This window comes from Actinacidiphila epipremni, assembly GCF_012034175.1.
GTDB classification, from domain to species: Bacteria; Actinomycetota; Actinomycetes; order Streptomycetales; family Streptomycetaceae; genus Actinacidiphila; species Actinacidiphila epipremni.
In genome coordinates this window covers 81,851-108,498 of the sequence record NZ_JAATEJ010000029.1, presented here as the reverse complement: position 1 = coordinate 108,498, position 26,648 = coordinate 81,851, and the positions used below count along the sequence as shown (strand labels likewise).

The 26,648-nt window shown below is 73.0% G+C and carries 20 protein-coding genes; 8 read left to right on the top strand and 12 right to left on the bottom strand.

Annotation, left to right across the window (positions count from 1 at the left end; all coding sequences use genetic code 11):
- The first annotated feature begins 138 nt into the window (after positions 1–138).
- Positions 139–1,497, top strand: a complete 1,359-nt coding sequence (locus tag HCN08_RS28985; protein ID WP_322974745.1) for a glycoside hydrolase family 3 N-terminal domain-containing protein — start codon at positions 139–141, stop codon at positions 1,495–1,497.
- On the opposite strand, the gene HCN08_RS28980 is transcribed toward HCN08_RS28985, so the two are convergent.
- Entirely contained in the window at positions 1,484–2,389 is a 906-nt protein-coding gene (locus HCN08_RS28980) for a LysR family transcriptional regulator (protein ID WP_167986248.1), read from the bottom strand. The genes HCN08_RS28985 and HCN08_RS28980 overlap by 14 nt on opposite strands.
- Before the next feature lie 184 nt (positions 2,390–2,573).
- Here HCN08_RS28980 and HCN08_RS28975 point away from each other — a divergent pair, with 184 nt between their 5' ends.
- On the top strand, positions 2,574–3,344 hold the full coding sequence (locus tag HCN08_RS28975; protein WP_167986247.1) for a dienelactone hydrolase family protein: 771 nt from the start codon (positions 2,574–2,576) through the stop codon (positions 3,342–3,344).
- 27 nt (positions 3,345–3,371) lie between these two features.
- Here the strand turns inward: HCN08_RS28975 and HCN08_RS28970 are convergent, their stop codons facing one another.
- On the bottom strand, positions 3,372–4,631 hold the full coding sequence (locus tag HCN08_RS28970) for a phosphodiester glycosidase family protein (protein ID WP_167986246.1): 1,260 nt from the start codon (positions 4,629–4,631) through the stop codon (positions 3,372–3,374).
- A gap of 262 nt (positions 4,632–4,893) precedes the next feature.
- On the opposite strand from HCN08_RS28970, the gene HCN08_RS28965 reads away from it, so the two are divergent.
- Both HCN08_RS28965 and HCN08_RS28960 read left to right on the top strand, forming a co-directional pair.
- Positions 4,894–5,682 carry a hypothetical protein gene (locus HCN08_RS28965; protein WP_167986245.1) on the top strand — a complete coding sequence of 263 codons (789 nt, stop codon included), beginning with the start codon at positions 4,894–4,896 and terminating at the stop codon, positions 5,680–5,682.
- A 29-nt stretch (positions 5,683–5,711) separates the two neighbouring features.
- Positions 5,712–6,719: a phosphotransferase family protein gene (locus HCN08_RS28960; protein WP_167986244.1), complete on the top strand. Its 1,008-nt coding sequence runs from the start codon at positions 5,712–5,714 to the stop codon at positions 6,717–6,719.
- 51 nt (positions 6,720–6,770) lie between these two features.
- Here HCN08_RS28960 and HCN08_RS28955 read toward each other — a convergent pair whose 3' ends face one another.
- The gene (locus HCN08_RS28955) at positions 6,771–7,772 is read right to left on the bottom strand and encodes a beta-ketoacyl-ACP synthase III (RefSeq protein ID WP_167986243.1); all 1,002 of its coding nucleotides are present in this window, start codon (positions 7,770–7,772) and stop codon (positions 6,771–6,773) included.
- 537 nt (positions 7,773–8,309) lie between these two features.
- Between HCN08_RS28955 and HCN08_RS28950 the strand changes: the two genes are divergently transcribed.
- The 4 genes from HCN08_RS28950 to HCN08_RS28935 all read left to right on the top strand — a co-directional run bounded on the left by HCN08_RS28950 (position 8,310) and on the right by HCN08_RS28935 (position 13,037).
- Positions 8,310–9,683, top strand: coding sequence for an ABC transporter substrate-binding protein (locus HCN08_RS28950; protein ID WP_167986242.1), 1,374 nt, complete (start codon positions 8,310–8,312; stop codon positions 9,681–9,683).
- Entirely contained in the window at positions 9,680–10,693 is a 1,014-nt protein-coding gene (locus tag HCN08_RS28945) for a carbohydrate ABC transporter permease (RefSeq protein WP_167986241.1), read from the top strand. Before HCN08_RS28950 ends, HCN08_RS28945 begins: the two co-directional genes overlap by 4 nt.
- On the top strand, positions 10,690–11,610 hold the full coding sequence (locus tag HCN08_RS28940; RefSeq protein ID WP_167986240.1) for a carbohydrate ABC transporter permease: 921 nt from the start codon (positions 10,690–10,692) through the stop codon (positions 11,608–11,610). The genes HCN08_RS28945 and HCN08_RS28940 overlap by 4 nt, the downstream gene beginning before the upstream one ends.
- Before the next feature lie 191 nt (positions 11,611–11,801).
- Positions 11,802–13,037, top strand: a complete 1,236-nt coding sequence (locus HCN08_RS28935; RefSeq protein WP_322974744.1) for a cellulose-binding domain-containing protein — start codon at positions 11,802–11,804, stop codon at positions 13,035–13,037.
- 94 nt (positions 13,038–13,131) lie between these two features.
- Here HCN08_RS28935 and acs read toward each other — a convergent pair whose 3' ends face one another.
- The 9 genes from acs to HCN08_RS28890 all read right to left on the bottom strand — a co-directional run bounded on the left by acs (position 13,132) and on the right by HCN08_RS28890 (position 26,620).
- Positions 13,132–15,096 carry an acetate--CoA ligase gene (gene acs, locus HCN08_RS28930; protein ID WP_167986238.1) on the bottom strand — a complete coding sequence of 655 codons (1,965 nt, stop codon included), beginning with the start codon at positions 15,094–15,096 and terminating at the stop codon, positions 13,132–13,134.
- Positions 15,096–15,713: an acetate uptake transporter gene (locus tag HCN08_RS28925; protein ID WP_167986237.1), complete on the bottom strand. Its 618-nt coding sequence runs from the start codon at positions 15,711–15,713 to the stop codon at positions 15,096–15,098. The genes acs and HCN08_RS28925 overlap by 1 nt, the downstream gene beginning before the upstream one ends.
- Before the next feature lie 220 nt (positions 15,714–15,933).
- Positions 15,934–17,694: a sodium/solute symporter gene (locus HCN08_RS28920; RefSeq protein WP_167986236.1), complete on the bottom strand. Its 1,761-nt coding sequence runs from the start codon at positions 17,692–17,694 to the stop codon at positions 15,934–15,936.
- A complete protein-coding gene (locus tag HCN08_RS28915; RefSeq protein ID WP_322974743.1) occupies positions 17,691–18,080 on the bottom strand; it encodes a hypothetical protein in 390 nt (129 codons plus the stop codon). Before HCN08_RS28915 ends, HCN08_RS28920 begins: the two co-directional genes overlap by 4 nt.
- Before the next feature lie 398 nt (positions 18,081–18,478).
- Positions 18,479–19,243, bottom strand: coding sequence for a LytR/AlgR family response regulator transcription factor (locus tag HCN08_RS28910; protein ID WP_167986235.1), 765 nt, complete (start codon positions 19,241–19,243; stop codon positions 18,479–18,481).
- Positions 19,240–20,430, bottom strand: a complete 1,191-nt coding sequence (locus tag HCN08_RS28905; protein WP_206319367.1) for a sensor histidine kinase — start codon at positions 20,428–20,430, stop codon at positions 19,240–19,242. The genes HCN08_RS28910 and HCN08_RS28905 overlap by 4 nt, the downstream gene beginning before the upstream one ends.
- Before the next feature lie 126 nt (positions 20,431–20,556).
- The gene (locus HCN08_RS28900; RefSeq protein WP_167986233.1) at positions 20,557–22,818 is read right to left on the bottom strand and encodes a hypothetical protein; all 2,262 of its coding nucleotides are present in this window, start codon (positions 22,816–22,818) and stop codon (positions 20,557–20,559) included.
- Between the two features lie 302 nt (positions 22,819–23,120).
- Entirely contained in the window at positions 23,121–24,209 is a 1,089-nt protein-coding gene (locus HCN08_RS28895; RefSeq protein WP_167986232.1) for a sugar ABC transporter substrate-binding protein, read from the bottom strand.
- Positions 24,210–24,400: 191 nt separating this feature from the next.
- The gene (locus tag HCN08_RS28890; RefSeq protein WP_167986231.1) at positions 24,401–26,620 is read right to left on the bottom strand and encodes an NADP-dependent isocitrate dehydrogenase; all 2,220 of its coding nucleotides are present in this window, start codon (positions 26,618–26,620) and stop codon (positions 24,401–24,403) included.
- Between the last annotated feature and the right edge of the window lie 28 nt (positions 26,621–26,648).

Genomic DNA, 26,648 nt, shown 5'->3' with positions numbered 1-26,648 from the left:
GCCGGGCATGATGATCACCTCACAGGGGTTTCCTCTCGTCACACCGGACGACGGACGCCCCGGGTGACCAGGAGAAGAGCAGACGCGACCGCCGCCGGGCCGCACCCGCCCGGACGGCCGACGAGGTGAGGTCCCACCGTGCGCCAGCCGACCCGTTCCCCCGCCGCCGCCCGGCGGCCGTACCGCGCGGGCTCCGGCCGGCGCCCCCGCGCCCTCGGCGGCGTCCGCGGCGCCGGGCTCGTGCTCGGCCTGCTGGCCACCGCCGGCCCGGGCCTGGCGGCGTGCGGCAGCGGCGGCGGCTCGTCCACGAGCACCGCCTCGGCGACCGTCACCACCTCCACCCCCGCCTCCCCCACCGGCACGGCCTCCCCCACCGGCTCGCCCTCGCCGACCTCGCCTGGCACCACCGCGCCGCCCCCGCCGACCACCGGCACCGCCAAGCCGGCCAGTTGCGTCGACCGGGCGGTCGCCGGGATGAGCCAGGCCCAGCAGGTCGGCCAGCTGTTCATGACCGCGGTCGGCAGCACCGGAGTGACCTCCGCCCAGTCCGCCGCGATCACCGGTGGCCAGGTCGGCTCGGTCTTCCTCAAGGGCCACACCAACAGCGGAGCGGCCACCGTCAAGCACGTCACCGACCAGGTGGCGCGGCTCGCGCCCAAGGTCAAGGGCGCCACCGTGAAGATGCTGGTCTCCACCGACCAGGAGGGCGGCCAGGTCCAGGTGCTGAACGGCCCCGGCTTCAGCGCCATCCCCGCGGCCCTCCAGCAGGGCAAGCTCGCCACCGGCACGCTGCAGAGCGACGCGCGGACCTGGGGCGGGCAGCTGCGCTCGGCGGGCGTGACGATGAACCTCGCGCCGGTCGCCGACACCGTGCCGCCGAACCTGGTGAACGTCAACGCGCCCATCGGCAAGCTCCAGCGCGAGTACGGCACGAACCCCACGACGGCCGCCACCCACAGCACCGCCTTCCTGCGCGGCATGCTCCAGGCGGGCGTCCTCACCAGCGCCAAGCACTTCCCGGGCCTGGGCCGGGTGACCGGCAACACCGACTTCAGCGCCGGCGTCACCGATGACGTCACGACCCGGCACGACGCGTTCCTCGAACCCTTCCGCAGCGCGGTCGCGGCGGGCACGCCCTTCGTGATGGTCTCCTCGGCGATCTACGCCAAGATCGACCCGAACAACCAGGCCGCCTTCTCCTCCACGATCATCCGCGGCATGCTGCGCGGCGACCTCGGCTTCAAGGGCGCGGTCATCTCCGACGACCTCGGGGCGGCCGTCGCCGTCAGCGACCGCACCCCGGCCGAGCGGGCGGTGGACTTCTTCAAGGCCGGCGGCAACCTGCTGCTGACCGTCGTGCCCGCCGACATCTCCCCGATGACCCGCGCGGTGCTCACGCAGATGCCGAAGGACGCGGCGCTGCGCAACGCGGTGTCCGACAGCGTCAAGCGGGTGCTGGCGGCCAAGCAGAAGGTGGGCCTGCTCAGCTGCGGCTGACGCCGGTACGGGCCGGGTCCGCGCCGGGCGCCGGGTCCGCGTCCGGATCCGCCGCCTGCGCCGTGCGGACCGCCGCCGCGGTGAAGGCCGCGACCAGGGCGGGCGGCGGGCCCGCCGGGCGGGCGAGGGCGACCTCGTCGCGGGGTGCGTCGGCGACCGGGCGGTAGACGACGTCCGGGCGGTGGTGGAGCAGCGCGGTGGAGCGCGGCAGGAACGTCAGGCCGCGGCCCGCGGCGACGTACTCCAGCTTCTCCTCGACCGTGCGGACCGCCGGGAGCCCGGGCCCGCCGCCGGCCGCCGGGTTGCCGCACAGGTGCAGGATCTCGGTGTGCGCGGCGCACCGCGCGACCGTCAGCTCCGCCTCGGCGGCCAGCGGGTGGCCGGCCGGGAGCGCCGCCATGCGCGGCTCGCCGTAGAGCGGGGTGAGGTCCAGGCCGCCCTCCAGGACCGGCAGCCGTACGTACGCCACGTCGACCCGGCCCTCCAGCACGGCCGCGGCCTGGTCGTCGAAGTCCAGCCGGCGCACCTGGACCGTCACCGCCGGGTGCGCGGCGCCGAAGTCCCGTACCGCCCCGGTCACCCGGATGCCGCTGCGGAAGCCCACCACCAGCGTCCCGGCGCCCTCGTCCGCCGCGCGGCCGGCCCGGCGGCGGGCGGCGTCCGCGGCGGCCAGCAGCGGCCCGGCGTCCGCCAGCAAGCGGCGGCCGGCGGCCGTCAGCGCGACCCGGTGGCTGTCGCGGACGAACAGCTCGGCGTGCAGCTCCCGCTCAAGGGCGCGGATCTGCCGGCTGAGCGCGGGCTGCGCGATGAGCAGGTCCTCGGCGGCCCGGCTGAAGTGCAGCCGCTCGGCGACGGCCACGAAGTAGCGCACCTTGCGCAGGTCCAGGTCCACCGGCCGCTCCCCCGACGTCGCGTGCCGCCGGCGCCCGCGCCGGCGGCGATGCCCCGAGGGTATCGCCCGGTGCGCAAGCGGTCTTGGACCCGGCGGCGGGGCCGCCCGCAGACTCGGTGGCGTCCGCCGGAACCGTCCGCCGGCGCCGAATCACCGGAACCGTCCGCCGAGGAGCGCCCACATCATGCACAACGACCGGTCCACCGCCGTCATCGGGGAGACGAGCGGCATCGCGGTGCCCGGGGCCGAGACGCCCATGGGCCTGTACGTCAGCAGGCCGGCCGGCCGCGGGCCGTGGCCTGCGGTGATCGTCGGCTTCGAGCTGTTCGGGACGACGCCGTACATCCGCCGGGTCGCCGACCGGCTGGCCGGGCTGGGCCTGCTCGCGGTCGTGCCCGACTTCCACCACCGCGCCGAGCCCGGCTTCGCCGCGGCGGCCGACGCCGAGGGGCGCGCCCGGGGCTTCGCGCTGCTGGACCGGCTCACCCGGGAGGAGGTCGCGGCGGACCTGCGGGCGCTGGTCGCCCGGCTGGAGGAGCGCGGCAACACGGTGGGGCGGCCGTCGATGGCCGGCTTCAGCCTCGGCGGCCACCTGGCGTACTTCGCGGCGACGCGGCTGCCGCTGGAGCGGGTCGCGGCGGTCCACCCGGGCTGGCTGGACACCGCCGGCACCGCGCTGAGCCGCCCCGAGCCGCTGCTGGACCTCACGCCGGGCATCGCGGCGCAGGGCGGCTGCCGGGTGCTCTACCTGGTGGGCGGGGACGACCGGGTGGCGACGCCGGCCCAGACCGAGCGGGTGGCCGCGCGCCTCACGGCGGCGGGTGTGCCGCACGAGGTCGTCGTCTACCCCGGCGTCCCGCACGGCTTCCTGGCCGACGAGCGGGACACCTACCGGCGGGCCGCCGCCGAGGACGCCTGGCGCCGCCTGGCGGCCTTCCTCGCGCCGGGCGCCTGACCGGGCCCACTGTTCTGCCGTGCGGGCTCAGCGGCCGTAGACGGCCACGAAGTCGCGGGTGGCCTGGGTGTAGTAGCGGTCCGGCGGGTCCTCGAAGTCGAGGATGTTGGTCGGCGTGGGGTTCGCCGGGTCGTGCGTGCCGTCGTAGGACATGAAGGAGGGCCAGGCCCGGTTCATGTCCAGCGGCATCGCGCGCACCGCGCCGGCCCGCTGCATGAGCTCGGCGAGGGTCTGCGCGGTCAGGGCCTGGCCGACGACCACCACGATGTCGCCCTGCGCGGTGACGCCGACGCCCGAGCGGGGCACGTACATCTTGCTCTGATCGCTGACGCCCCACTTGGCGGTGTCGCCGATGTCGGGCACCACGTGCCCGCCGTCGACCATCAGCTCCAGGCACTGCCGCACGCCCACCACGTCCGGCGTCATCCGCACGTCGCGGCCCCAGACGCCGATCCGCAGCGAGCCGTCGCGGTAGAAGACCTCGGAGGCGGCGCCGTCGCGCAGTTCGCCGGCGGTGCGGCCGTCGAGGTAGAAGCCGCCGCGCGAGCCGCCGTCGGTGATCCGGAAGCCGCCGTTCCAGGTGGCGACCAGGCCGGTGCGCTGCCCTTCGGGGATGGTGGGCGGCACGTCGAAGGTGCCGCCGGGCTCGCGGAAGCCGGGGTGCAGCTGGAAGCGGGCGTACTTCCCGCTGATCCAGGCGACGGCGGCCTCGTACGAGGTGTGCTCGCCGTCGGGGCGTACGTACGTGCCCTGCACGATGGGCTCGCCGTGGGCGGTGGCCAGCGTGCGGTAGACGCCCTCGCCGGGGAGCGCGGGGCTCACCGGCGCGCGCAGCGGCGCGCGCAGCGGGACCAGCGGATGGGCGGGGACGTGCGCGGGGGTGGGCACGGCGCCCTGGGTGGCCTTCATCCGGGCCAGCGCGTCGGCGGGCAGGCTGCCGCCGACCTTGGGCGGGTCGAGCGCGTACTGCACGTCCTCCAGCTTGTCGACGACGAAGCCGAGTTCGTGGTCGCGGGCCCATTCGGCCAGCCGCGCGGAGGTGCTGTCCTTGCCGGGGTAGGTGAGGGCCTGGCCGACGGACCAGCCGAGGGTGCCCACGCACACCACGCACACCCCGGTCAGGCCGCGGGTGAGCAGCCGGCGGCGGCGCAGCTGCTCGGGCGCCAGGTCCCGGCGGTGCTTCCAGGGCAGCAGCCGGCGCCTGCGGCGGCGGGCGGCCGGGCCCGGCGGGCCGGCGGATCGCGCGGCCTCGTCGTCCGGCCGCGGCTCGGTGGTCGGGGAACTCATCCCGGTCCGCTCCTTCCGTGTGCCCGGCGCGTGGCCCCGGCCTCGCGCGGCCACGCGCCGGCGCTTCTGACTCATCTGACTTTCCGGCCGAAACGGTGACCAATCACCCGGCCCGCCGGAAGCACCCTCGCGGGTGTACGTACTGCGCCGGGCGCAGTCCCGCGGCCTCCCCCGCGACGACGCGGCCGGCCGGGCCCGGCTCCTAGCGTGGGCGCGGTCCGCCCGGGTCGCTCCGGGGCCGCCCCACCGCCGGGAGCAGCGCATGCCCGCCGTCACCACCACCGCAGCCGCCCCCGCCGCAGGGCCGGCCGGGACCGTACGCCCCTACGAGCGGCGGGCGTACGCGGTCGGGGCCGCGCTCGTGTGCTCGGGGCTGTTCCACCTGGGCGTCTTCCTCGTCGACGGCGGCCCGTGGGACGGCCCGGTGTCCTGGCGCAAGCCCTTCACCTTCGGGGTGTCCTTCGGCCTGACGCTGGTGGCGGTGGCGTGGGTGACGTCGTACGTGACGATGCCGGCGCGGCGCCGGGCGGTGCTGCTCGGGCTGTTCACGGCGGACTGCGTGGCCGAGGTCGCCGGGATCACGGTGCAGGCGTGGCGCGGTGTGCCGTCGCACTTCGACATGGAGACGCCCGCCGACACGTTCGTGGCGATGGCGCTCGCGGTGGGCGGCGCGCTGCTGGTCGTGGTGCTGGGGACGTTCGCGGTCGCGGCGTTCCGGTCGGCGCCGGCCGGCCCGCCGGGCATGCCTGCGGCGCTGCGGGCGGGGTTCGCGCTGCTGGGCGTGGGGCTGGCGTCGGGCGCGGCGATGATCGCCCGCGGGGTGGCGCTGACCCGCACCGGGCACCAGGAGGCGGCGTACCACTCGACGGGGATGCTCAAGCCGCTGCACGCGGTGAGCCTGCACGCGGTGCTGGTGCTGCCGGCGCTGGCCTGGGCGCTGGGGCGCACCGGGTGGCCGCAGGAGCGGCAGCGGCGGGTGGTGCGGGCGGCGGTGTGGCTGTACGCGGCCGGGGCGGTGGGCGCCCTCGGGTGGGGCGCGCTGACGTCGTAGGGTGCCCTTCGGCAACGCGAGGAGGGGCCATGGCGGCGGCGCACACGGTGACGGACGAGGCGGTGGACGGGCTGCTGGCCCGCGCCGGGGTCGGGGCGGCGCGGGTCGCCGCGCGGGACCGGCTGGCGGGGGGCTCGTACAACGCGCTCTACGGCATCGGGCTGGCCGACGGCGGCCGGCTGGTGCTGAAGGTGCCGCCGCCGGCCGGCACGCCGCGTATGCGCTATGAGGCGGAACTGCTGTGCGGCGAGGCGCTGTTCTACGAGTCCGCCGCCGCGGCCGGGGTGCCGGCGCCGCGGGTGCTGCACGCGGAGTGGGCCGAGGATGCGGACGGGCCGCCGTTCCTGCTGATGACGCACTGCCCGGGGGTGCCGTGGTCCGAGGTCGCGGAGTCGGTCGGGCCGCGGGAGCGCCGCAGGCTGCTGGCGGAGATGGGCGGCATGGTGGGGCGGCTGCACGCGGTGCGCGGGCCGGGCTTCGGCTATCCGGCGCGGACTCTGGCGCCGCTGGGCGCGAGCTGGCCGGCGGCCTTCGCGGTGATGGCGGAGGCGCTGCTGGCCGACGCGCGGGCGTACGCGCCGTGGCTGCCGCGGCCGGTGGCGGAGATCGGGGCGGTGCTCGCGGGCGGCGCGGGGGCGCTGGCGGAGGTGACCGAGCCGGCGCTGGTGCACTTCGACCTGTGGCCGGGCAATGTGCTGCTGACGGGCGAGCCGGGGGCGCGCGGGGTCGGGGCGCTGATCGACGGTGAGCGGATGTTCTGGGGCGACCCGCTCGCGGACTTCGCGTCGCTGTCGCTGCTGTGCCCCCCGCTGGAGGACGACCCGGACTTCCTGGCCGGCTACGGGGCGGCGGGCGGGGCCACCGGGTTCGACGCGGCGGCGCGGGTGCGGCTCGCGCTCTACCGCTGCTACCTGTACCTGATCATGCTGATCGAGGTGGTGCCGCGCGGCACCGCCGGCGAGCACCTGGCGTGGGTGCGGGACTTCACCGGGCCGCGGCTGACGGCCGCGCTGGACGCGGTCGCCGCCGGGAGCTGACGGCCGCCGGCCGGGGGACGCGGGCGGCGGCCCCCGTGGCCGGCGCGGGTGTCAGGGCAGGGTCGCGGCGAGGGCGGCGTACGACAGGCCCGAGCCGTAGCCGAGCAGCAGGGCGGTGTCGCCGGGGACGGCCCGGCCGGAGGCCAGCAGGGCGTCCATCGCGAGCGGGACGGAGGCGCCGGAGGTGTTGCCCGCGGTGACGATGTCCTTGGCGACGGCGACCCGCTCGGGCAGGCCCATGGACCGGGTCATGGCGTCGATGATGCGCTCGTTGGCCTGGTGCGGGACGAACGCGTCGAGGTCGGCGGCGGTCAGGCCGGCGGCGTCGAGCGCCTGCACGGCGACCTTCGACATCTCGTAGACCGCCCAGCGGAAGACCCGTTGCCCTTCCTGGCGCAGCGCCGGGAAGGGCTGGGACGGGTCGTCCCGCAGCGCGTCCCACGGCACGCTCTGGGTGATCGCGTCGGCCTGCGAGCCGTCGGCGCCCCACACCACCGGGCCGATGCCGGGGGTGTCGGACGGGCCGACGACGACCGCGCCGGCGCCGTCGCCGAAGATGAAGGCGGTGGAGCGGTCGGTGAGGTCCAGGATGTCCGACATCCGCTCCACGCCGACGACCAGGACATGGCCGCCGCGGGCGCGCACCGAGTCCGAGGCGAGGGCGAGGGCGTGGACAAAGCCGGCGCAGCCCGCGGAGATGTCGAAGCCGGGTGCCCCGGTGGCGCCGAGGCGGTGGCCGATCTCGGTGGCGATCGCCGGGGTCTGCTTGAGGTGGGTGAAGGTCGCGGCGATGACCAGGGAGATGTCGCCGGGGGTGATGCCGGCCGCGGCGACGGCCTTGCTCGCGGCGTGCTCCGCCATGACGCCCAGGGTCTCGTCGGGGCCGGCCCAGCGGCGGGTGACGATACCGGTCCTGGCGCGGATCCACTCGTCGGAGGAGTCGATGTGCCGGCAGACCTCGGCGTTGTCGACGATCCGGCGCGGGCGGTAGCTGCCGACCCCGAGGATCCGGCTGTGCCGGGCACCTGCGGGCACGGCGAACTGAGCTTTCATGGGCACCTTTCAGGCCTGGGGCGGGTCCTTCGCTGCCCGCCGCCCATTCTATGGCGCGCGTATGTTCCGGGGGTGAGGAGCCCGTTACCGGGTGGTGCCGGCTGCCGTACGGGCCATCGCCGGCCCTTCGGCCCGGCGATGGCGGCGGGCCGGGCGTATCGCCCCAGACGCCTCACTGAGGGCGGTACGGCCCGCCGGCCCGCCCGCGAGACCCCCGCGGCGCACAACGGCCGCCCAACGGCCGCTGCGGGGCGTACGGCGGCCTTGCCGTTGTGCGCCGGACAAGGCGAACCGAAGCGAACATGTTTCAACACCCTGGAGACATCACGGTCCGGCAACGCATCAGGAATTAGGCGTTGACGGGCTTCTGCATGTGGCGTAGAACTACCCTGCAGTTGCGATGGCGTTTCATCTTGGTGACTTCTGTTGGAAACGGCTCGGGCCTACCGGACCCGTCAGAGCCTCCGCTCCGTCAGCATTTCGCCTTCAGCTCTCCCACAAGTCCCCTATAAGCGCCCACACACACATGGAGGCACCATGTCGGACGTCGAGACGTCGGGAACCGTCGCGGGCACGAGCCCGTCGCCGACGCGGAGGAATCTGCTCAGGGGCGTGGCCGGCGCCGCGGGCCTCGCGGCCGTGTCCGGCGGTCTGCTGACGGCGTGCAGCAGCAGCTCCGACTCCTCTGACAGCGACAAGAGCGGCGGCTCCGGCTCCGGCAAGTCGGTGGCCGGCAGCACCGTGACCTTCGGGTCGAACTACTCCGACCCGGCGGCCAAGACCGCGTTCGCCGCCCTCACGGCCGGCGCCACGGCCGCCTCCCAGGTGAAGGTCACCATCAACACGGTCGACCACAACACCTTCCAGCAGAACATCACCAGCTACCTGCAGGGCACCCCGGACGACCTGTTCACCTGGTTCGCCGGCTACCGCATGCAGTACTTCGCCGCCCAGGGCCTCGCGCAGCCGCTCGACGACGTCTGGGACAAGATCGGCGGCAACTTCAGCGACGCCGCCAAGCAGCTGTCCACCGGCCTGGACGGCAAGAAGTACCTGGTGCCGCTCTACAACTACCCGTGGGTGGTCTTCTACAACAAGAGCGAGTTCGCCAAGCACAACTACACCGTCCCCACCACGTGGGACGACTACATCGCGCTGGCGAAGAAGATGAAGACCGACGGGCTGGTGCCGATCGCCTTCGGCGACAAGGACGGCTGGCCGGCGCTGGGGACCTTCGACATCCTCAACATGCGCATCAACGGCTACGACTACCACATCAAGCTGATGAAGCACGAGATCCCGTGGACCGACGCCGGGGTCGCCACCGTCTTCCAGCACTGGGCCGAGCTCATGCCCTACCTCCAGACCGGCGCCAACGGCCGTATCTGGCAGGACGCCGCCAAGACGCTGGAGCAGAAGCAGGCGGGCATGATGTTCCAGGGCACCAACCAGGTCGCCGCGCAGTACGTCACCGACAAGGCGGACCTGGACGACCTGGACTTCTTCACCTTCCCGTCGATCAACCCCAAGTGGGGCCAGGACTACATGGACGCCCCCACCGACGGGTTCATGCTGAGCAAGAAGGCCAAGAACCCCGACGCCGCCAAGGCGATCCTGGAGTACATCGGCACCGGCCCGGCCGAGGCGGCGTACCTCAAGACCGACCAGTGGGACGTGGGCCTGGCCAACGGCCTGCAGGTGCCGACGTACAACGCGATCCAGAAGAAGTCGGTCACCGAGATCGGCAAGTGCAAGAACGTCGCCCAGTTCATGGACCGCGACTCCGACCCGGCCATGGCCAACGCGATGATCTCCATCATCCAGAAGTTCATCGACGACCCGAGCACCGGCAACATCGCGACCCTCCAGAAGAGCGCCGAGGCGCAGGCGAAGGCCATCTACACCTCATGACCGACACGTCCGCTGCGGACACCACGGCAGCGGCGCAGGCCGGGGCGGACACCGCCCCGGCCCCGCGCCGCCGCCGCGGCGTGCGCAGGCTCACCGTCCGCGACCGCGTCGTGGTCGCCCTGCTGCTGGGCATCCCCCTGCTGCTGGATCTGGCCTTCGTGTGGTTCCCGGCGATCGGGACCGTGCTGCTGTCGTTCACCAAGTGGAACGGCGTGGGCGGCCTGCACAGCCAGACCTGCAAGCCCAACGTCCCCTCGATCCTGAACAACGGCTGCTGGTACGGGGTGCAGAACTACCACCAGGCCGCCACGATCTACCCGGAGTTCTGGCCGGCGGTCCGCCACAACCTCATCTGGCTGGCGGTCTTCGTGCTGATCGCCACCCCGCTGGGCATGCTCTTCGCGGTCGTCATCGACCGCGGCATCCGGGGCAGCCGGATGTACCAGAGCATCCTGTTCCTGCCGGTCATGCTGTCGCTCGCGCTGGTCGGCATCATCTGGGAGTTCATGTACTCGCAGAACTTCGGGCTGATCAACACCGTCATCGGGCGCAACGGCAACGACAACGCCATCGACTGGCTCGGCAATCCGCATCTGAACCTGTGGGCGGTGCTGGTCGAGGCGACCTGGCGGCAGGCCGGCTATGTGATGGTGCTCTACCTCGCCGGCCTCAAGGCCGTGGACCCGACGCTGCGCGAGGCCGCGACCATGGACGGCGCCAACGCCTGGCAGACGTTCTGGCGGGTGGTCTTCCCGGTGATGAAGCCGATCAACATCGTCGTCATGGTCGTCACCGTCATCGAGTCGCTGCGCGCCTTCGACCTGGTGTACATCACCAACAAGGGCATCAACGGCCTGGAGCTGCTGTCGGTGCTGGTCACCTCGAACATCGTCGGTGAGACCCAGCGGGTCGGCTTCGGCTCGGCGCTCGGCGTGGTGCTGCTGGTCATCTCCCTCGTGCCGATCTCGGTGTTCCTTTACCAGACGTTCCGCCGGGAGGAAGCGCCATGACGACCGAAGCCCTCACCAGGCCGGCCGAGGCGGCCCGCCCGCCGGCCGCCGGCCCGCGGCGCAGGCGCCCATGGGGCCAGGCGGCCTCGCAGATCTTCCTGATCGCCTCGTGCGTGCTGTGGCTGCTGCCGATCGCCTTCGCGCTGTACGTGGCGGTCCGGCCGTACTCCGACACCCGCAAGTACGGCTATGTCTCGATGCCGCACCATCTGACGTTCAAGAACTTCAGTGACGCGTGGACGCAGTCGGACATGCTGCACTTCTTCTGGAACTCGGTGCTGATCACCGTCCCGGCGGTGATCATCGTGCTGGCACTCGCCTCGGGTGTGGCGTTCGTGCTGAGCAAGATCGACGTGAAGTTCAACATCGCGCTGCTGATCCTGTTCACCGCGGGCAACCTGCTGCCGCAGCAGGTCATCATCACCCCGCTGTACCGGATGTACCTGAAGATCTCGCTGCCGCACTTCGTGAGCGACAGCGGGCTGATGTACAACTCGATCTTCGGGCTGATCGCCATCAACGTGGCCTTCCAGCTGGGCTTCTGCGTGTTCGTGCTGAGCAACTACATGCGCGCGGTGCCCGACGAGATGTACGAGGCCGCGCTGGTGGACGGCGCGTCGCTGTGGACCCGGTTCTGGCGGCTGACGCTGCCGCTGTGCCGCCCGGCGCTCGCGGCGCTCGCCACGCTGCTGACCACCTGGATCTACAACGACTTCTTCTGGGCGATCACCCTGATGTCGTCGGGCGACAAGCGGCCGGTGACCTCGGCGCTGGCCAACCTCCAGGGGCAGTTCGTCAGCAACCAGAACATGATCGCGGCGGCGGCGCTGATCGCGGCCGTGCCGACGCTGGTGGTCTACATCTGCCTCCAGAAGCAGTTCATCGCCGGTCTGTCGCTGGGCTCCAGCAAGGGCTGAGCGGGACCGGCCGACGAGCGGGCGGGGCCGGCGGCGCGCGGGGCGCGGCCGGCCCCGCCGCACGCGGGCACGCCGGGGCGGGCGGGTGCAGGGGGCATTGACAGGGTGTGAGGCCGCTTCCATAGTGTGGGAGCGCTCCCACATCCGTTGTGCGGAGCCGCACCTCCCCCCACATGCTCAAGGAGGCTCCCGTGCGCGCAACTCCGCGTCGGTTACTCGTCAGACCGTGGCTGTGGCCGGTGGCCGCGGTCGCCCTGCTGCTGCCGGCCCTGGTGGCACTGCCCGCCGCCCACGGCGCGGCGACCGGCTGCTCGATGACGTACACCGTCAACGAGTGGACCGGCGGCTTCACCGCCCAGGTCAAGCTCACCAACCTCGGCGCCGCCATCAACGGCTGGACGGCGACCTGGACGTACCAGGGCGACCAGCACATCACCTCCGGCTGGAACGCCACCGTCAGCCAGTCCGGCGCCGCCGTCACCGCCAAGGACGCCGGCTACAACGCGTCGGTCCCCACCGGCGGCTCCGTCGAGTTCGGGGTGCAGGGCACCTGGAGCTCGGCCGACCCGTCGCCGACCGTGATCACCCTCAACGGCCTGGGCTGCACCGCGAACGGCTCGCCTCCCACCAACCCGCCCACGACCCCGCCGACCACACCCCCGACGACGCCGCCCACCACACCGCCGACCACTCCCCCGACCACACCGCCCACGACGCCGCCGACCTCCGCGCCGCCGGCGAACTGCTCGGGCGCGGTGATCTGCTCGGACTTCGAGGACCAGACCGGTTCCGCGCCGTCAGGCCAGTGGACGACCGCCGCGCCGGACTGCTCGGGCAGCGGCACGGCGTCGGTCGACACCTCCGTCGCGCACAGCGGCAGCCGGTCGATCCGGGTGGACGGCCACGCGGGCTACTGCAACCACATGTTCGTCGCCAGCACCCGGGACCTGTCGTCCCTGGGCCCGGTGATGTACGTACGGATGTGGGTGCGGCACACCACGGCGCTGCCGGCCGCGCATGTCGCCTTCGTGTCGATGCCGGACTCCTCGCAGGGCGGCAAGGCGCTGCGGATCGGCGGCCAGAACGGCGCCCTGCAGTGGAACCGGGAGATCGACGACGCGACGCTGCCGGCGCAGAGCCCGGCGGGCGTGGCGCTCAGCACCCCGCTGCCGACGGGCAGCTGGCAGTGCCTGCGGTTCGCCGTCGGCACCACCTCGCCCAACCTGCAGACCTGGCTGAACGACCAGGACGTGCCGGGCCTGCGGGTGGACGGCGTACCGACCGCCGACATCGACCAGCAGTGGCTGTCGCGCACCACCGCGCCGCGGCCGACCGCGCTGCGGCTGGGCTGGGAGAGCTACGGCACCGGTGACGACACGCTGTGGTTCGACGACGTGGCCGTGGGCACGTCCCCGATCGGCTGCTGACCCCGGCAGTAAGGACCGCCCCCGGGCGGGTCCCGCGCTCAGGGCGGGGACCGGCCCGGGGGCTCTGCGGCTCCCGGATCTCGCGGGGAAGGGGTCAGGAGCCGTCGGGGGCGTCCGGCAGGCGCTCCTTGATGGCGTCCATCACCGAGGAGTCGGTCAGCGTCGTCACGTCGCCGAGTTCGCGGTTCTCCGCGATGTCCCGGAGCAGGCGGCGCATGATCTTGCCGGAGCGCGTCTTGGGCAGTTCGGCGACCACCAGGATCTGCCGCGGCCGGGCGATCGGGCCGATCTCCCGGCCGACGTGGGCGCGCAGCCCGGCCGCCGGGTCCTCCTGGCCGCCCTCGGCCGCCGCGTCGCCGCGCAGGATGACGAAGGCGACGATGCCCTGCCCGGTGGTCGGGTCGGCCGCGCCGACGACCGCCGCCTCGGCGACCAGCGGGTGCGAGACCAGGGCGGACTCGACCTCGGTGGTGGAGATGCGGTGCCCGGAGACGTTCATGACGTCGTCGACCCGGCCCAGCAGCCAGATGTCGCCGTCCTCGTCCTTCTTCGCGCCGTCCCCGGCGAAGTAGCGGCCGGGGAAGCGCGACCAGTACGTGTCGACGTAGCGCTGCTCGTCGCCCCAGATGGTGCGCAGCATCGACGGCCAGGGGCGGGTGAGCACCAGATACCCGCCGGAGCCGTTGGGCACCGGCTCGCCCTGGTCGTCCACGACCTCCGCCGAGACCCCCGGCAGCGCGCGCAGCGCCGAGCCGGGCTTGCAGGTGCTCACGCCCGGCAGCGGGCTGATCATGTGGGCGCCGGTCTCGGTCTGCCACCAGGTGTCGACGACCGGGGTGCGGTCGCCGCCGATGGCCCGCCGGTACCAGACCCACGCCTCGGGGTTGATGGGCTCGCCCACCGAGCCGAGCAGCCGCAGCGACGACAGGTCGAAGTCGGCCGGGATCGCGTCGCCCCACTTCATGAAGGTGCGGATCGCGGTGGGCGCGCAGTAGAGGATCGTCACCTTGTACTTCTGGACGATCTCCCACCAGCGGCCCTGGTGCGGGGTGTCCGGGGTGCCCTCGTAGAGCACGGAGGTCACGCCGTTGGCGAGCGGGCCGTAGACGATGTAGGAGTGGCCGGTGACCCAGCCGATGTCGGCGGCGGTCCAGTAGACGTCGTGCTCGGGCTTGACGTCGAAGACCGCCCAGTGCGACCAGGCGACCTGGGTCAGATAGCCGCCGGTGGTGTGCAGGATGCCCTTCGGGCGGGCGGTGGTCCCCGAGGTGTACATGATGTAGAGCGGATGCTCGCTGTCGAACGCCTCGGGGGTGTGCTCGGCGGACTGCGCGGCGACCAGGTCGTGCCACCACACGTCCCGGCCCTCGGTCCAGCCGACGTCCTGCCCGGTGCGGCGCACCACCAGGACGCTGCGGACGTCCGGGCACTGCTCCAGGGCCTCGTCGACGGCCGGCTTGAGGGCGGAGGCGGCGCCCTTGCGGTAGCCGCCGTCTGCGGTGACGACGACCCGGGCGTCGCAGTCCTGGATCCGGCCGCGCAGCGCCTCGGCGGAGAAGCCGCCGAAGACCACGGTGTGCGGGGCGCCGATCCGGGCGCAGGCCAGCATCGCCACCACGGTCTCGGGGATCATCGGCATGTAGATCGCGACCCGGTCGCCGGCCCGGACGCCGAGGGCGAGCAGCGCGTTGGCGGCGCGGCTCACCTCGTCCGTGAGTTCGGCGTAGGTCAGGGTGCGGGTGTCGCCGGGCTCGCCCTCCCAGTGGAAGGCGACCCGGTCGCCGAGCCCGGCCCGTACGTGCCGGTCCAGGCAGTTCTCGGCGACGTTGAGCCGGCCGCCGGTGAACCAGCGGGCGAAGGGGGCGCGGCTCCAGTCGAGGACGTCGGTCCAGGGCTCGGCCCAGTCCAGCCGGGCGGCCTGTGCGGCCCAGAAGGCCTCGGGGTCCGCGGCGGCCTCGTCGTAGGCCGCCGCGGTGACGTTCGCCTGCTGCGCCAGGGCGGCCGGCGGCGGGAACCGCCGGTCCTCCCTGAGCAGGTTCGACAGGGTCCGGTCGGCCATCAGTGGGCGCCGCCGACCGGGCCGCCCCGTCCGCCGCCGGCCGGGAAGAGCGGCAGGAGGCCGCGCTTCCAGGTGGAGTTGGTGACGACGGCGAAGGACGCGTACCACGCGAGGACCGCGGTGACCAGGCCGAGCCAGCCGCCCACCTTGGTGGTGCCGGTCGACTCGGCGAACTCGGCGATCGTCAGCACGACGAAGGTCGCCGACAGGGCGACGAAGACCGCGAGCAGGGCGCCGTTGGTGCGCAGCGCGGCGACCGTCATGTAGACGGTGAAGACGGCCCATATGAGGAGGAACAGGCCGGTGGCCTGATGGGCGGTGTCGGCGGGCAGCGAGCCGGCGACGAACTTGGCGTAGCCGGCGTAGGACAGCCAGAAGGCACCGTACGAGCCGAAGGCGGTCGCGCCGAAGGTGTTGCCCTTGCGGAACTCCCACATGCCGGCGAGCAGTTGGACCAGGCCGCCGTAGAAGAGGGCGAGCGGCAGCACGACCGCTTCCAGGCTCGCGTCGATCAGGTGGGCGTTGAAGGAGCTCAGGACGAACGTGGTGGCGGCGAAGCCGGCCAGGCCCAGCGGGCCGGGGTCGGCGATCGCGGATTCGGTGGCGGGACTGCTCATCTGCGGTTTCCCTCCTCGTCGAGGAACGGCAGGGCGGTGGGGAACGACCGCGCGCCGGCCTGCCGGCCGCGGTCGCGCACACCGTAGGGGGCGCGCGCGGTGCGCCACGAGGCGCGTACGGGGAGCAGTCGGCGAGCGGCACCGCCGGTACGACGGGCGGTCGCCGCGCTGCGCCCAGCGGTCGCCGGCCATCGGCGGGCGGCGGCCGGCCCCGCGCCCGTCAGCCGCCCGGGGTGGGGGTGCGGCGGGGGGTGGGCAGCGGCGGGGGGCCGGTGACCACTTCCTCCGGGAGGTGCATACGGAGCATGACGCGGTCGACCGCGGGCGGGGACAGGCGGTGGCGGGTCAGCAGGGAGACGGCGACCATCACCGCGAAGGCGACCGGGACCGTCCAGGCCGCGGGCTGCTCCAGCAGGGCCGCGCTCCAGCCGCGGCCGGCGCCGCGGACGCTGGTGAGGACCACCGCGACCGCGGCCAGGCCGCCGCCGGCCACCAGGCCCAGCAGCGCGCCCAGGTCGGTCAGGCCGCGCCACCAGATGCCGAGCACCAGCAGCGGGCAGAAGGACGACGCGGCGACGGCGAAGGCCAGCCCGATCGCGTCGGCGACCGGCAGCCCGTGGGTGGCGGTCGCCATCACCAGCGGCGGTACGCCCGCGGCGAGCGACGCCCAGCGGAAGCCCTTGGTCGAGCCGCGCAGCAGGTCCTGCGAGACGACGCCGGCCACCGACACCGTCAGGCCCGACGCGGTGGACACGAACGCGGCGAAGGCGCCGGCGGTGGCGAGCGCGGCGAGCAGCCGCCCGCCCTCGCCGGCTTGGGTGAGCTGCGGCAGCACCAGCACCGCGGTGTCGGTCTGCCCGGTGAGCAGCAGCTGCGGCGCGAGCACCCGGCCGAGCGCCCCGTAGAGCGTGGGCAGCAGGTAGAACGCGCTGAGCAGGACCAGCACGAGCACGGTGGTGCGGCGCGCGGCCCGCCCGTCGGGGTTGGTGTAGAAGCGCACCAGCACGTGCGGCAGCCCCATCGTGCCGAGCAGTGTCGCGAGCAGGATCGAGTAGAGCGCGTAGAGCGGGTGGGCCCGGCCGCCGGCGCCGGACAGCGGGCTGGACCAGCTCGCGCCGGACGCGGGCCGCAGGCCGTCGCGGTGCGGGACGGCGGCGCCGGGCGGGAAGGTCAGCGCGGTGCCGCCGGCCGCGGTGTGCTTCCCGTCGCCCAGCGTCAGCTCCCGCCCGGTGTACGGCCGTCCGTCGACGGTGCCGGTGGCCGTCACGGTGACGGGCGCGGTGACGTCGAAGCGGACCGGGTCCTGGAGCGTCACGACGGTGGTGCGGCCGAAGCGCGGCACGTCGGGGCCGGTGAGCGCGGGCGCGCCGGCCGACCGCCAGGCCAGTACGAGGAAGACCGCGGGCACGGCGATGGCGGTGAGCTTGAGCCAGAACTGGAAGCCCTGCACGAGGGTGACCGAGCGCATGCCGCCGGCCGCCGCGACCCCGACCACCACCACCGCGACGACCACCGCCCCGGCCCAGCGCGGCGCGCCGGTCACCGTCTCCAGGGTGAGCCCGGCGCCCTGGAGCTGCGGCACCAGGTACAGCCAGGCGATCACCGCGACGAGCACCGCCGCGACCCGGCGCACGGCGAGCGAGCCGAGCCGCTCCTCGGCGAAGTCGGGCAGTGTGTACGCCCCCGAGCGGCGCAGCGGCGCGGCGACCAGCAGGAGCAGCACCAGGTATCCGGCGGTGTAGCCGACCGGGTAGGCCAGCATGTCCACGCCGTACGCCATGACCAGGCCCGCGACGCCGAGGAAGGACGCGGCCGACAGGTACTCGCCGCCGATCGCGGCGGCGTTCCACAGCGGGGAGACCTCGCGGGAGGCGACGTAGAAGTCGGACGTGCCGCGCGACAGCCGCAGCCCGTACACGCCGAAGGCGATCGTGGCGGTGACGACCACGGCGAGCGCGGCCAGCCCCAGGCCCGGGTTCACCGCCGCTCCGCCTCGCCGCCGGCCGGCGGGGTGTCGGGGCCGGCCAGCAGGTCGGTGAAGTCCCGCTCGACGCGCTCGGCGTGCCGTACGTGGAAGAAGGCGGCGCCGACCAGCAGCGGGTAGGCGACGACGCCGAGCAGCAGCCAGGCGAGCCGGACGCCGAGCACGTCGGCGGTGCGCAGGCCCGGCAGCAGCGCGAAGGCGGCGGGCAGCCCGCCGAGCACCGCGGCGAGCACGGCCAGCACCCCGAGCGCGAGCCGCAGCTGGTTGCGGACCAGGGAGCGCACATAGACCTGCCCGAGCTGCGGCTGCGCGTGCAGGTCCGCCGCGCGGGCCCGGGCGGAGTAGCCGCGCGCCCGCAGCCTGCGCGGCGCCGTGACGGCCACCCGCCGGTGGGCACCGGCCGGCCCGGAGGGCGCCGAGACGGCCCCGGGCTTCCCCCGCGGGCCCGGCTCGGACCTCGCACCGGGCACCGGCGGCTGGCCCGGCGCGGACGACGGGCCAAGCTCGGGCCCCCGGCCCGGCACGGGCGGTGGGCCAAGCTCGGACGTCAGGCCGGGCTCGCGCCCCACGCCCGGCCCGGATGGGCCGGGCGCCGACGGCGGGCCCGGCTCCAACCCCGCCCCCCGCACCGGCCGCGGCCCCGGCTCGGACCCCGCACCCAGCACCGGCCGCGGACCCGGCACGGGCCCCGCGCCCAGCACGGGCCCCGCCCCCGGCACCGGCGGCGGACCCGCGTCGTCCCGCGGTTGCGGCCGGCGGCCGGCGCCGTCGGTGGTTCCGGTCATGACGGGTCGGTGCCGGGCGCCGGGGTCCAGCGGACCAGGACATCGCGCAGGTCGCGCATGTGGCGGCGGCTGACGGGCAGTTCCGAGCCGGCGACCCGGACGGTCCAGTGGCCCGCGTCGGAGCGCAGCTCCTCGACGTGCCGCAGGGAGACCAGGTAGCTGCGGTGGATGCGCAGGAAGCCGTGCTGCTCCCAGCGGTCGGCGAGCACCGCGAGCGGAACCCGGACCAGGGGCGCCCGGCCGGCAGTGTGCAGGCGTACGTAGTCGCCCTGGGCCTCGACGTAGGCGACGTCGTCGCGGGAGACGAACCGCGTGACGCCGCCGAGGTCCACAGGGATGCGCTCGGGTCCCGGGTCGGGGGCAGCGGCGGCCGGCCCCTGGGCGCCGCCGGCGTCGAGGAGGGCGGCGACGCGTCGCACGGCCTCGGCGAGGCGTTCGGCGCCGACCGGCTTGAGCAGGTAGTCGCACGCCTTGAGGGCGAAGGCGTCCACGGCGAAGTCCTCGTAGGCGGTGACGAAGACGACGGCGGGCGGCTGCGCGAAGCGGCCGAGCACCCGGACCAGGTCCAGGCCGTCCAGGCCCGGCATGCGGATGTCGCAGAAGACCGCGTCGACCGGCTCGGCCTCCAGCAGCCGCAGCGCCGCCGCGCTGCTGTCGGCGGCCAGCACCCGGCCGACCCGGTGGTCGCCGCGCAGCAGGTAGCCGAGGTCGTCCAGGGCGGGCGGCTCGTCGTCGACGGCCAGGATCCGCAGGCGTCTCATGTGGCGTGCACTCCGTTCCGGTACTTCGGCACCCGGACGTTGACCTTCGTCCCGGCGCCCGGCGCGGTCTCCACGACGAGCCCGTAGTCGTCGCCGTAGACCGCGCGCAGCCGCTCGTCGACGTTGCCGAGGCCGAGGGAGTCCCCCTCCGCCTCGCCCGCGAGCTGCAGCCGCACCTCCTCCGGGTCCATGCCGACGCCGTCGTCCTCGACGCTGATCCGGCACTCGGCGCCGGCGTCCTCGGCCCTGATGGTGATCAGGCCGGGGGCCGCCTTGGGGCCGAGGCCGTGGCGTACGGCGTTCTCCACGATCGGCTGGAGGCACAGGAAGGGCACCGCGACCGGCAGGACCTCGGGGGCGATCAGCAGGTCGACCCGCAGCCGGGCGCCGAACCGGGCGCGCTCCAGCCGCAGATACCGGTCCACCGACCGCAACTCCTCGGCGAGGGTACTGAACTCGCCGTGCTTGCGCAGGCTGTAGCGGGTCAGTTCGGCGAACTCCAGCAGCAGCTCGCGGGCCCTGGCCGGGTCGGTGCGGACGAACGAGGCGATCGCGGTGAGCGAGTTGTAGACGAAGTGCGGGGATATCTGGGCGCGCAGCGCGCGCAGTTCGGCCTCCACCATCCGGGTGCGGGAGCGGTCGAGCTCGGCGAGTTCGAGCTGGGCGATGACCCAGTGCGCGACCTCGCCCGCGGCCCGTACCAGCCCGGCGGAGACCTGCCGGGCGTAGACGGTGAGCGCGCCGACGACCAGGCCGTCCACGACGAGGGGCACGACGACGGCGGAGCGCACCGGGCAGTCCAGGTCGGCGCAGCCGATCTCGTCGGCCGGTACGAGCCAGGGGCGGCCGGCCTCCATGGCGTCGCGGGTGTGGGCGACGGCCTGCGCGGCGTGCCGGCGTCCCGCCCCGTCCCAGGCCAGCAGCTCGTCGCCGGCGACCAGGGCGAGCGCGGGGGCGGCCAGCAGGGCCCGCAGGTGGCGGGCGGCCTTGCGGGCGGATTCGGGGGTGAGGCCGTCGCGCAGCAGCGGGGCGGCGAGCGAGGCCTCGTGCAGGGCGGCGAAGGCGGCGCGCTCGACGGGGGTGCCGAACGCGCGCCGGCCGCGTACCAGCCAGAACAGCGCGGCGGCGGCGCCCGCGATCACCAGCGTCACGGACACCACGGTGATCACGGATTTCATGGTGGGCATTATCGGCCCGCCGGCCGGCCGCGTCACCGGTGCGGTCGGGGCCGGTTGCCCGGCCGGTGGCGAGGGGCGGGCCGTGCCGGGCCCCCGCGGTCGCGAGGGCCCGGCACGGCAGGGGTGAGCCGCCGGTCAGGGGAAGTTGACGACGTTGCTCGGGGTGGTGTTGGACGCGGTGACCGCGCCGGTGTCGTTGATGACGTGGGTGATGGTGCCGACGCCGCCGAGCGAGACGGTCAGCGCCGAGTGGAACTTCACGCCGGAGCGGTTGGGTACCTCGAAGGCGTGGTAGTTGTTGACCGCCGGGTTGACGTTGAAGTAGCAGTAGCTGCCCAGCCCCCACGCCTCGTGGGTGGTGACGGCGTCGCCGACCTTGTAGGCGGCATAGCCGTTCTGCCCGGCCGGGTTCTTCCATGCGGCCTGGTTCGGCGGGTCGTACGGGTTCTCGTTCTGGAAGAAGATCGTGCGGCCCCCGTTGCCGTTCCAGACGACTTCGTACTTCTGGTAGTGCTCGACGAACAGGCCGGTGGCCAGCACGTTGTCGCCGTTGACGGTCAGGCCGGTGTCGGCGGTGTTGGTGGTCCAGCCGACGGTGCCGCCGTTGCCGTGGTCGGCGCGCCAGGCCCAGATGTGGTCGATGAGCGTGTTGTCGCTGTTGACGACCAGGGAGTTGGTGGCCTTGCCGGCCCGCTCGCCGCCGATCCGGAAGAAGACGTCCTGGATGCTGGTCGGGTCGCTCGCGTGGGCCGCGCTGGAGTTGGCCGGGCCGATCGTCAGCAGCGCCTGCGAGTTGGCGGTGCCCGCGTCGAACAGCAGGCCCTTCAGGCGCACTCCGTCGACGTCGGCGACCTGCATGGCGTTGACGCCGTTGTCGGGCACGAACGTCGGGTAGCCGATGCCGAGGACGACGGTGTCGGGCTTGGTCACGTTCAGCGTCTGGCTGAGGTGGTAGACGCCCGGGGTGACGAACAGGTTGCAGCCGCTGGCCAGGGCGTTGTTGATGGTCGCGGCGGTGTCGCCGGCCTTGACGACGTAGAACTGGCTCATCGGCAGCGAGCTGCCGGGGGTGTTGCCGTTGGCCCAGCTCGGGCCGGAGGCGTTGGTGCGCAGCGACGGCAGGAAGACGCGGTACTTGCCGCTGCCGTCGAGGTAGAGGTAGGGCACGTCACGGGAGACCGGGGTGGTGCCCAGCGTGGTCTCCGGCGGGTTGGGGAAGGTGTTGGCCGGGGCCCCGGTCACACCGGAGAAGACCATGTTCCACACGCCGCCCGACCAGCTGCCGAGGTTGCTGTCGCGGGTGTACCACTGCTGCTGGGAGATCGACGCGGTCTGCCCGCTGATCTTGCTGTCGGCGATGTAGCCGCCGCTGGCGTAGCCGTAGCTCGCCGGGTAGAGCGCGAGGTTGCCGTGCACGTCGATCCGGCGGAAGGGCGCGGCCTGCGCGACCGCCCAGCGGTCGGTGCCGCTGGAGGGGTTGATCGCCAGGTTCTCGGCGCTGCGCCAGAAGTTCTGCGTGGCGTTGCCGGCGTCGGAGGCGTTGAACGCGTCGACGGTGACGTCACCGTTGATGGTGACCTGGTCCGGGCTCTGGCCCAGGCCCGCGACCGAGGTGTAGAAGCCGACGTTGTCCTCGACGTTGTACGTGCCGGGCTTGAACAGGTCGGCGACGCGGTTCTCGCTGAACTGCGCGGTGTTGGTGTCCTTCATCTGGTTGAACTGCGCGTCCAGCTGCGCCTGGATGGCGGCGTTGCCCATGGACGGGTCGAAGATGTGCACGTTGGGGCCGAAGTTCGGCGTGTCCGACTGCGTCGGGCAGTTGCCGGGCGGGGTCGTGCCGCCGGTGCTGCCGCTGGTCGTCCCGGAGCTGGTGCCGGTCGACGTGCCCGTGCTCGTGCCCGTCGAGGTGCCGGTCGAGGTGCCGGTGCTGGTGCCGGTGGACGTGCCCGTCGAGGTCCCGGAGCTGGTACCGGAGCTGGTCGTGCCGCCGCTGCCCTGGGTGTACGTGAACTGCGGGGTGTCGTACTGCGGGCCGTTCTTGGTGTAGGTGAACGAGTAGCTGATCACCGTGCCGGCCGACACCGGGGAGACGGTGTACGTCCAGCTGCTGCCCGAGGCGGCCATCTGGACGTTCTGCTGCCCGGCGGTGCCCGCCTGGTAGTGGATGATCACATAGCTCGCCGGCGTGGTCGGCGTGAAGGTGAACTTCGCCTGCGTGGCGGTGGGTTCCGACACACTCTGGGTGTAGTCGGAGGCCGCGGAGGCGCTGCCCGAGGTGCCGACCAGGCCCAGCAGCCCGGCGAGGGCGAGGGCGAGGGTGGCGACGAGGGCGAGCGGGCGCCGGTAGGTGCGGCGCGGCCGGGGCCTGGTCCGGCCTGGGGGGAAGGTGGCGCGCATCAGTGGAGTCCTTTCCCTGGCTTCGTGAAGTGAACGCCAGGTGAGCGCGGATGTGGGGGTTGGTTCGCGCATGGCACTACACAATTCCTGACCGGGGACGGACCATAGCCCTTGGATTCGCCGATTGAAAACGCTCTCAATCTGCGGATAGGAGATTCCCCGGATCCGTAAGGCAGTGTCAGGGGGCCGTGCCCGGCCGTCAAGAAGAAGAGCGGGATTCACGCGTTACCGCGTGAATCCCGCTCCGGTCCTTCAGGTGGTGCGCCCTGCCGAGTCCCCGGTCGCAGGGCGCGCCGGGGGCCTTACTGGATGCCCGCGGCCTTGCACTGCTCGGCGACGTCCGGCGTGCAGACCTGGGCGGCGGTGTAGGTGCCGTCGGCGATCACGGTGGACTTGATGTTGGCCTTGGTGATCGACACCGCGTCCAGCAGCTTGGAGGGCACGTTGTCCTTCGAGCCGCTGACCTTGGTGGTGGGCGCGAAGGTCTTGATGTCCTTGCCCTGGAGCAGCGCGACGGCGATCTCCGCGGTGGTCTCCGCCTCGGGCTTGGCCGGCTTGTAGACCGTGGAGGTCTGGCTGCCCAGCAGGATCCGCTGGATCGCGGCGAGGTCGGCGTCCTGGCCGGTCACCGGCACGCTGATGCCGGCGCCCTTGAGGGCGGTGATGATGCCGCCGGCCATCGTGTCGTTGGCGGAGTAGACGGCCTTGATGTTGTTCTTGCCGACCGAGGTGATGGCCGCGGTGACCTTCTGCGCGGCGACCGAGTCCTTCCACAGGCCCGACTGCTCGTAGGCGATGGTCACCTTGCCGTCCAGCACGCTGTGCGCGCCGGCCTTGAACTCGGCCGCGTTCGGGTCGGCGTCGTCGCCGTTGATCATGACGATCTTGGAGCTGGGGGTGGCGGCCGAGCCCATCGCGTCGAGCAGCGCCTGGCCCTGGAGCACGCCCACCTTGGTGTTGTCGTAGCTGACATACGCCGAGACCGGGCCCTGGGCGAGCCGGTCGTAGGCCACGACCTTGATGCCCTTGTCCACCGCCGCCTGGACCGAGGACTTGATGCCGACCGCGTCCTGGGCGTCGAGGATGAGCACCTTGACGCCCTTGGCGACCATGCTGCTGACCTGCTGGGCCTGCTTGGCCGGGTCGCCGGCCGCGTTGTCGTACTCGACCTTGCAGTCCGCGCACAGCTCCTGGATCTTCTTGGTGATCAGCGGACGGTCGAAGGCTTCGTACCGGGCCGTCACGGTGTCCGGAAGCAGCAGGCCGATGGTCTTGCTGCCGTTGCCCGAGTCGGACTTGTTGTCGTCGCCTGCCTTGCCGCAGGCGGCCACGGTGAGCGCAAGCGTGACACTTACGCTTCCCACGACAAGACGGCGCGATATCGCGTTCATTGCGGCGGTGCCTCCCCTGAACAGGCCGCCACGACGCGGCCTTGGTGCGGGTGAGTCAAGCGTCAGGCGGGCCCCGCGTCAAGAAGTAAATCATCGGAGGGATGACACAAAGAGACAACGTCACCCCGGCTCGGTGACGAAACCGGCCGGGGTGACGGAGGTGTTGCGGACAGGTGTCCGCGCCTTGCGAATCAGCCCAAAGTGGCGATGGCCTGGTTGAACGTGGCGGAGGGGCGCATCACGGCCGCCGCCTTGGCGGGGTCCGGCTGGTAGTAGCCGCCGATGTCGGCGGGTGATCCCTGCACAGCGATCAATTCGGTAACGATGGCCTCCTCCTGCTCGGTGAGGGTCTTCGCAAGCCCCTCGAAGGCCGCCGCGAGGGCCGGATCATCGCTCTGACCGGCCAGTTCCTGCGCCCAGTAAAGGGCGAGGTAGAAGTGACTGCCGCGGTTGTCGATGCCACCGAGGCGACGGCTCGGCGACTTGTCGTTGTTCAGGAACGTCCCCGTCGCGCGGTCCAGGGTGTCGGCGAGGATCTTGGCCCGCGGGTTGCCGGCGACGGTGGCCAGGTGCTCGAAGCTGGCGGCCAGCGCGAAGAACTCGCCGAGGCTGTCCCAGCGCAGGTAGTTCTCCTTGACCAGCTGCTGCACGTGCTTGGGCGCGGAGCCGCCGGCGCCGGTCTCGAACAGGCCGCCGCCGTTGATGAGCGGCACGACCGACAGCATCTTGGCGCTGGTGCCCAGCTCCAGGATCGGGAAGAGGTCGGTGAGGTAGTCGCGCAGCACGTTGCCGGTCACCGAGATGGTGTCCTCGCCGCGGCGGATCCGCTCCAGCGAGTACGCGGTGGCGTCCACCGGCGTCTTGATCTCGATGGTCAGCCCGTCGGTGTCGTGCTCGGGCAGGTACTGCCGGACCTTGGCGATCAGGTTGGCGTCGTGCGCGCGGTCCTCGTCCAGCCAGAAGACGGCCGGCACGCCGGTGGCGCGGGCCCGGGTGACGGCGAGCTTGACCCAGTCGCGGATCGGCACGTCCTTGGTCTGGCACATCCGGAAGATGTCGCCGGCGCCGACGACCTGCTCCAGGACGGCCTCGCCGTTGCCGTCGACGACCCGGACGGTGCCGGTGACGGGGATCTCGAAGGTCTTGTCGTGGCTGCCGTACTCCTCGGCGGCCTGCGCCATCAGGCCGACGTTGGGCACCGAGCCCATGGTGGCCGGGTCGAAGGCGCCGTGGGCGCGGCAGTCGTCGATGACGGTCTGGTAGACGCCGGAGTAGCTGCTGTCCGGGAGCACCGCGAGGGTGTCGGCCTCCTGGCCGTCCGGGCCCCACATGTGTCCCGAGGTGCGGATCATGGCCGGCATGGAGGCGTCGACGATGACGTCGCTGGGCACGTGCAGGTTGGTGATGCCGCGGTCGGAGTCGACCATCGCCAGCGCCGGGCCCTCGGCGAGCTCGGCCTCGAAGGACGCCTTGATCGCGTCGCCGCCGGGCAGCGCCTGAAGTCCCTTGAGGATGGCGCCGAGGCCGTCGTTGGGGGTCAGGCCCGCGGCGGCCAGGGCGGCGCCGTGCTCGGCGAAGGTGCGCGGGAAGAAGGCGCGTACGACGTGCCCGAAGACGATCGGGTCGGAGACCTTCATCATGGTGGCCTTCAGGTGCACCGAGAACAGCACGCCCTCGGCCTTGGCCCGGGCGACCTGGGCGGTGAGGAACTCACGCAGCGCCGCGACCCGCATCACGGAGGCGTCGACGACCTCGCCGGCCAGCACCGGCACCGACTCGCGCAGCACGGTGGTGCTGCCGTCGTCACCGACCAGCTCGATCCGCAGGCTGCCGTCCTCGGCGACGACCGCGGACTTCTCGGTGCTGCGGAAGTCGTCGGCGTCCATGGTGGCCACGTTGGTCTTCGACTGCGGGCTCCAGGCGCCCATCCGGTGCGGGTGGGCCTTGGCGTAGTTCTTGACCGAGGCGGGGGCGCGGCGGTCGGAGTTGCCCTCGCGCAGCACCGGGTTGACCGCGCTGCCCTTGATCTTGTCGTAGCGGGCGCGTACGTCGCGCTCCTGGTCCGACTTCGGGTCGTCGGGGTAGTCGGGCAGCGCGTAGCCCTGCTGCTGCAGCTCGGCGACGGCGGCCTTGAGCTGCGGGATGGACGCCGAGACGTTCGGCAGCTTGATGATGTTGGCACCCGGGGTGCCGGCCAGCCGGCCGAGCTCGGCCAGCGCGTCGTCGATCCGCTGCCCCTCCTGGAGGAACTCGGGGAAGGCGGCGATGATCCGGCCGGCCAGCGAGATGTCACGCGTCTCCACCGTGACGCCGGCCGTCGACGCGTACGCCTGGACGACCGGCAGGAACGAATACGTCGCCAGCGCCGGCGCCTCGTCGGTGTGCGTATAGATGATGGTCGAGTCAGCCACCGGTTACTCCGCTCCAGAATCCAGCATC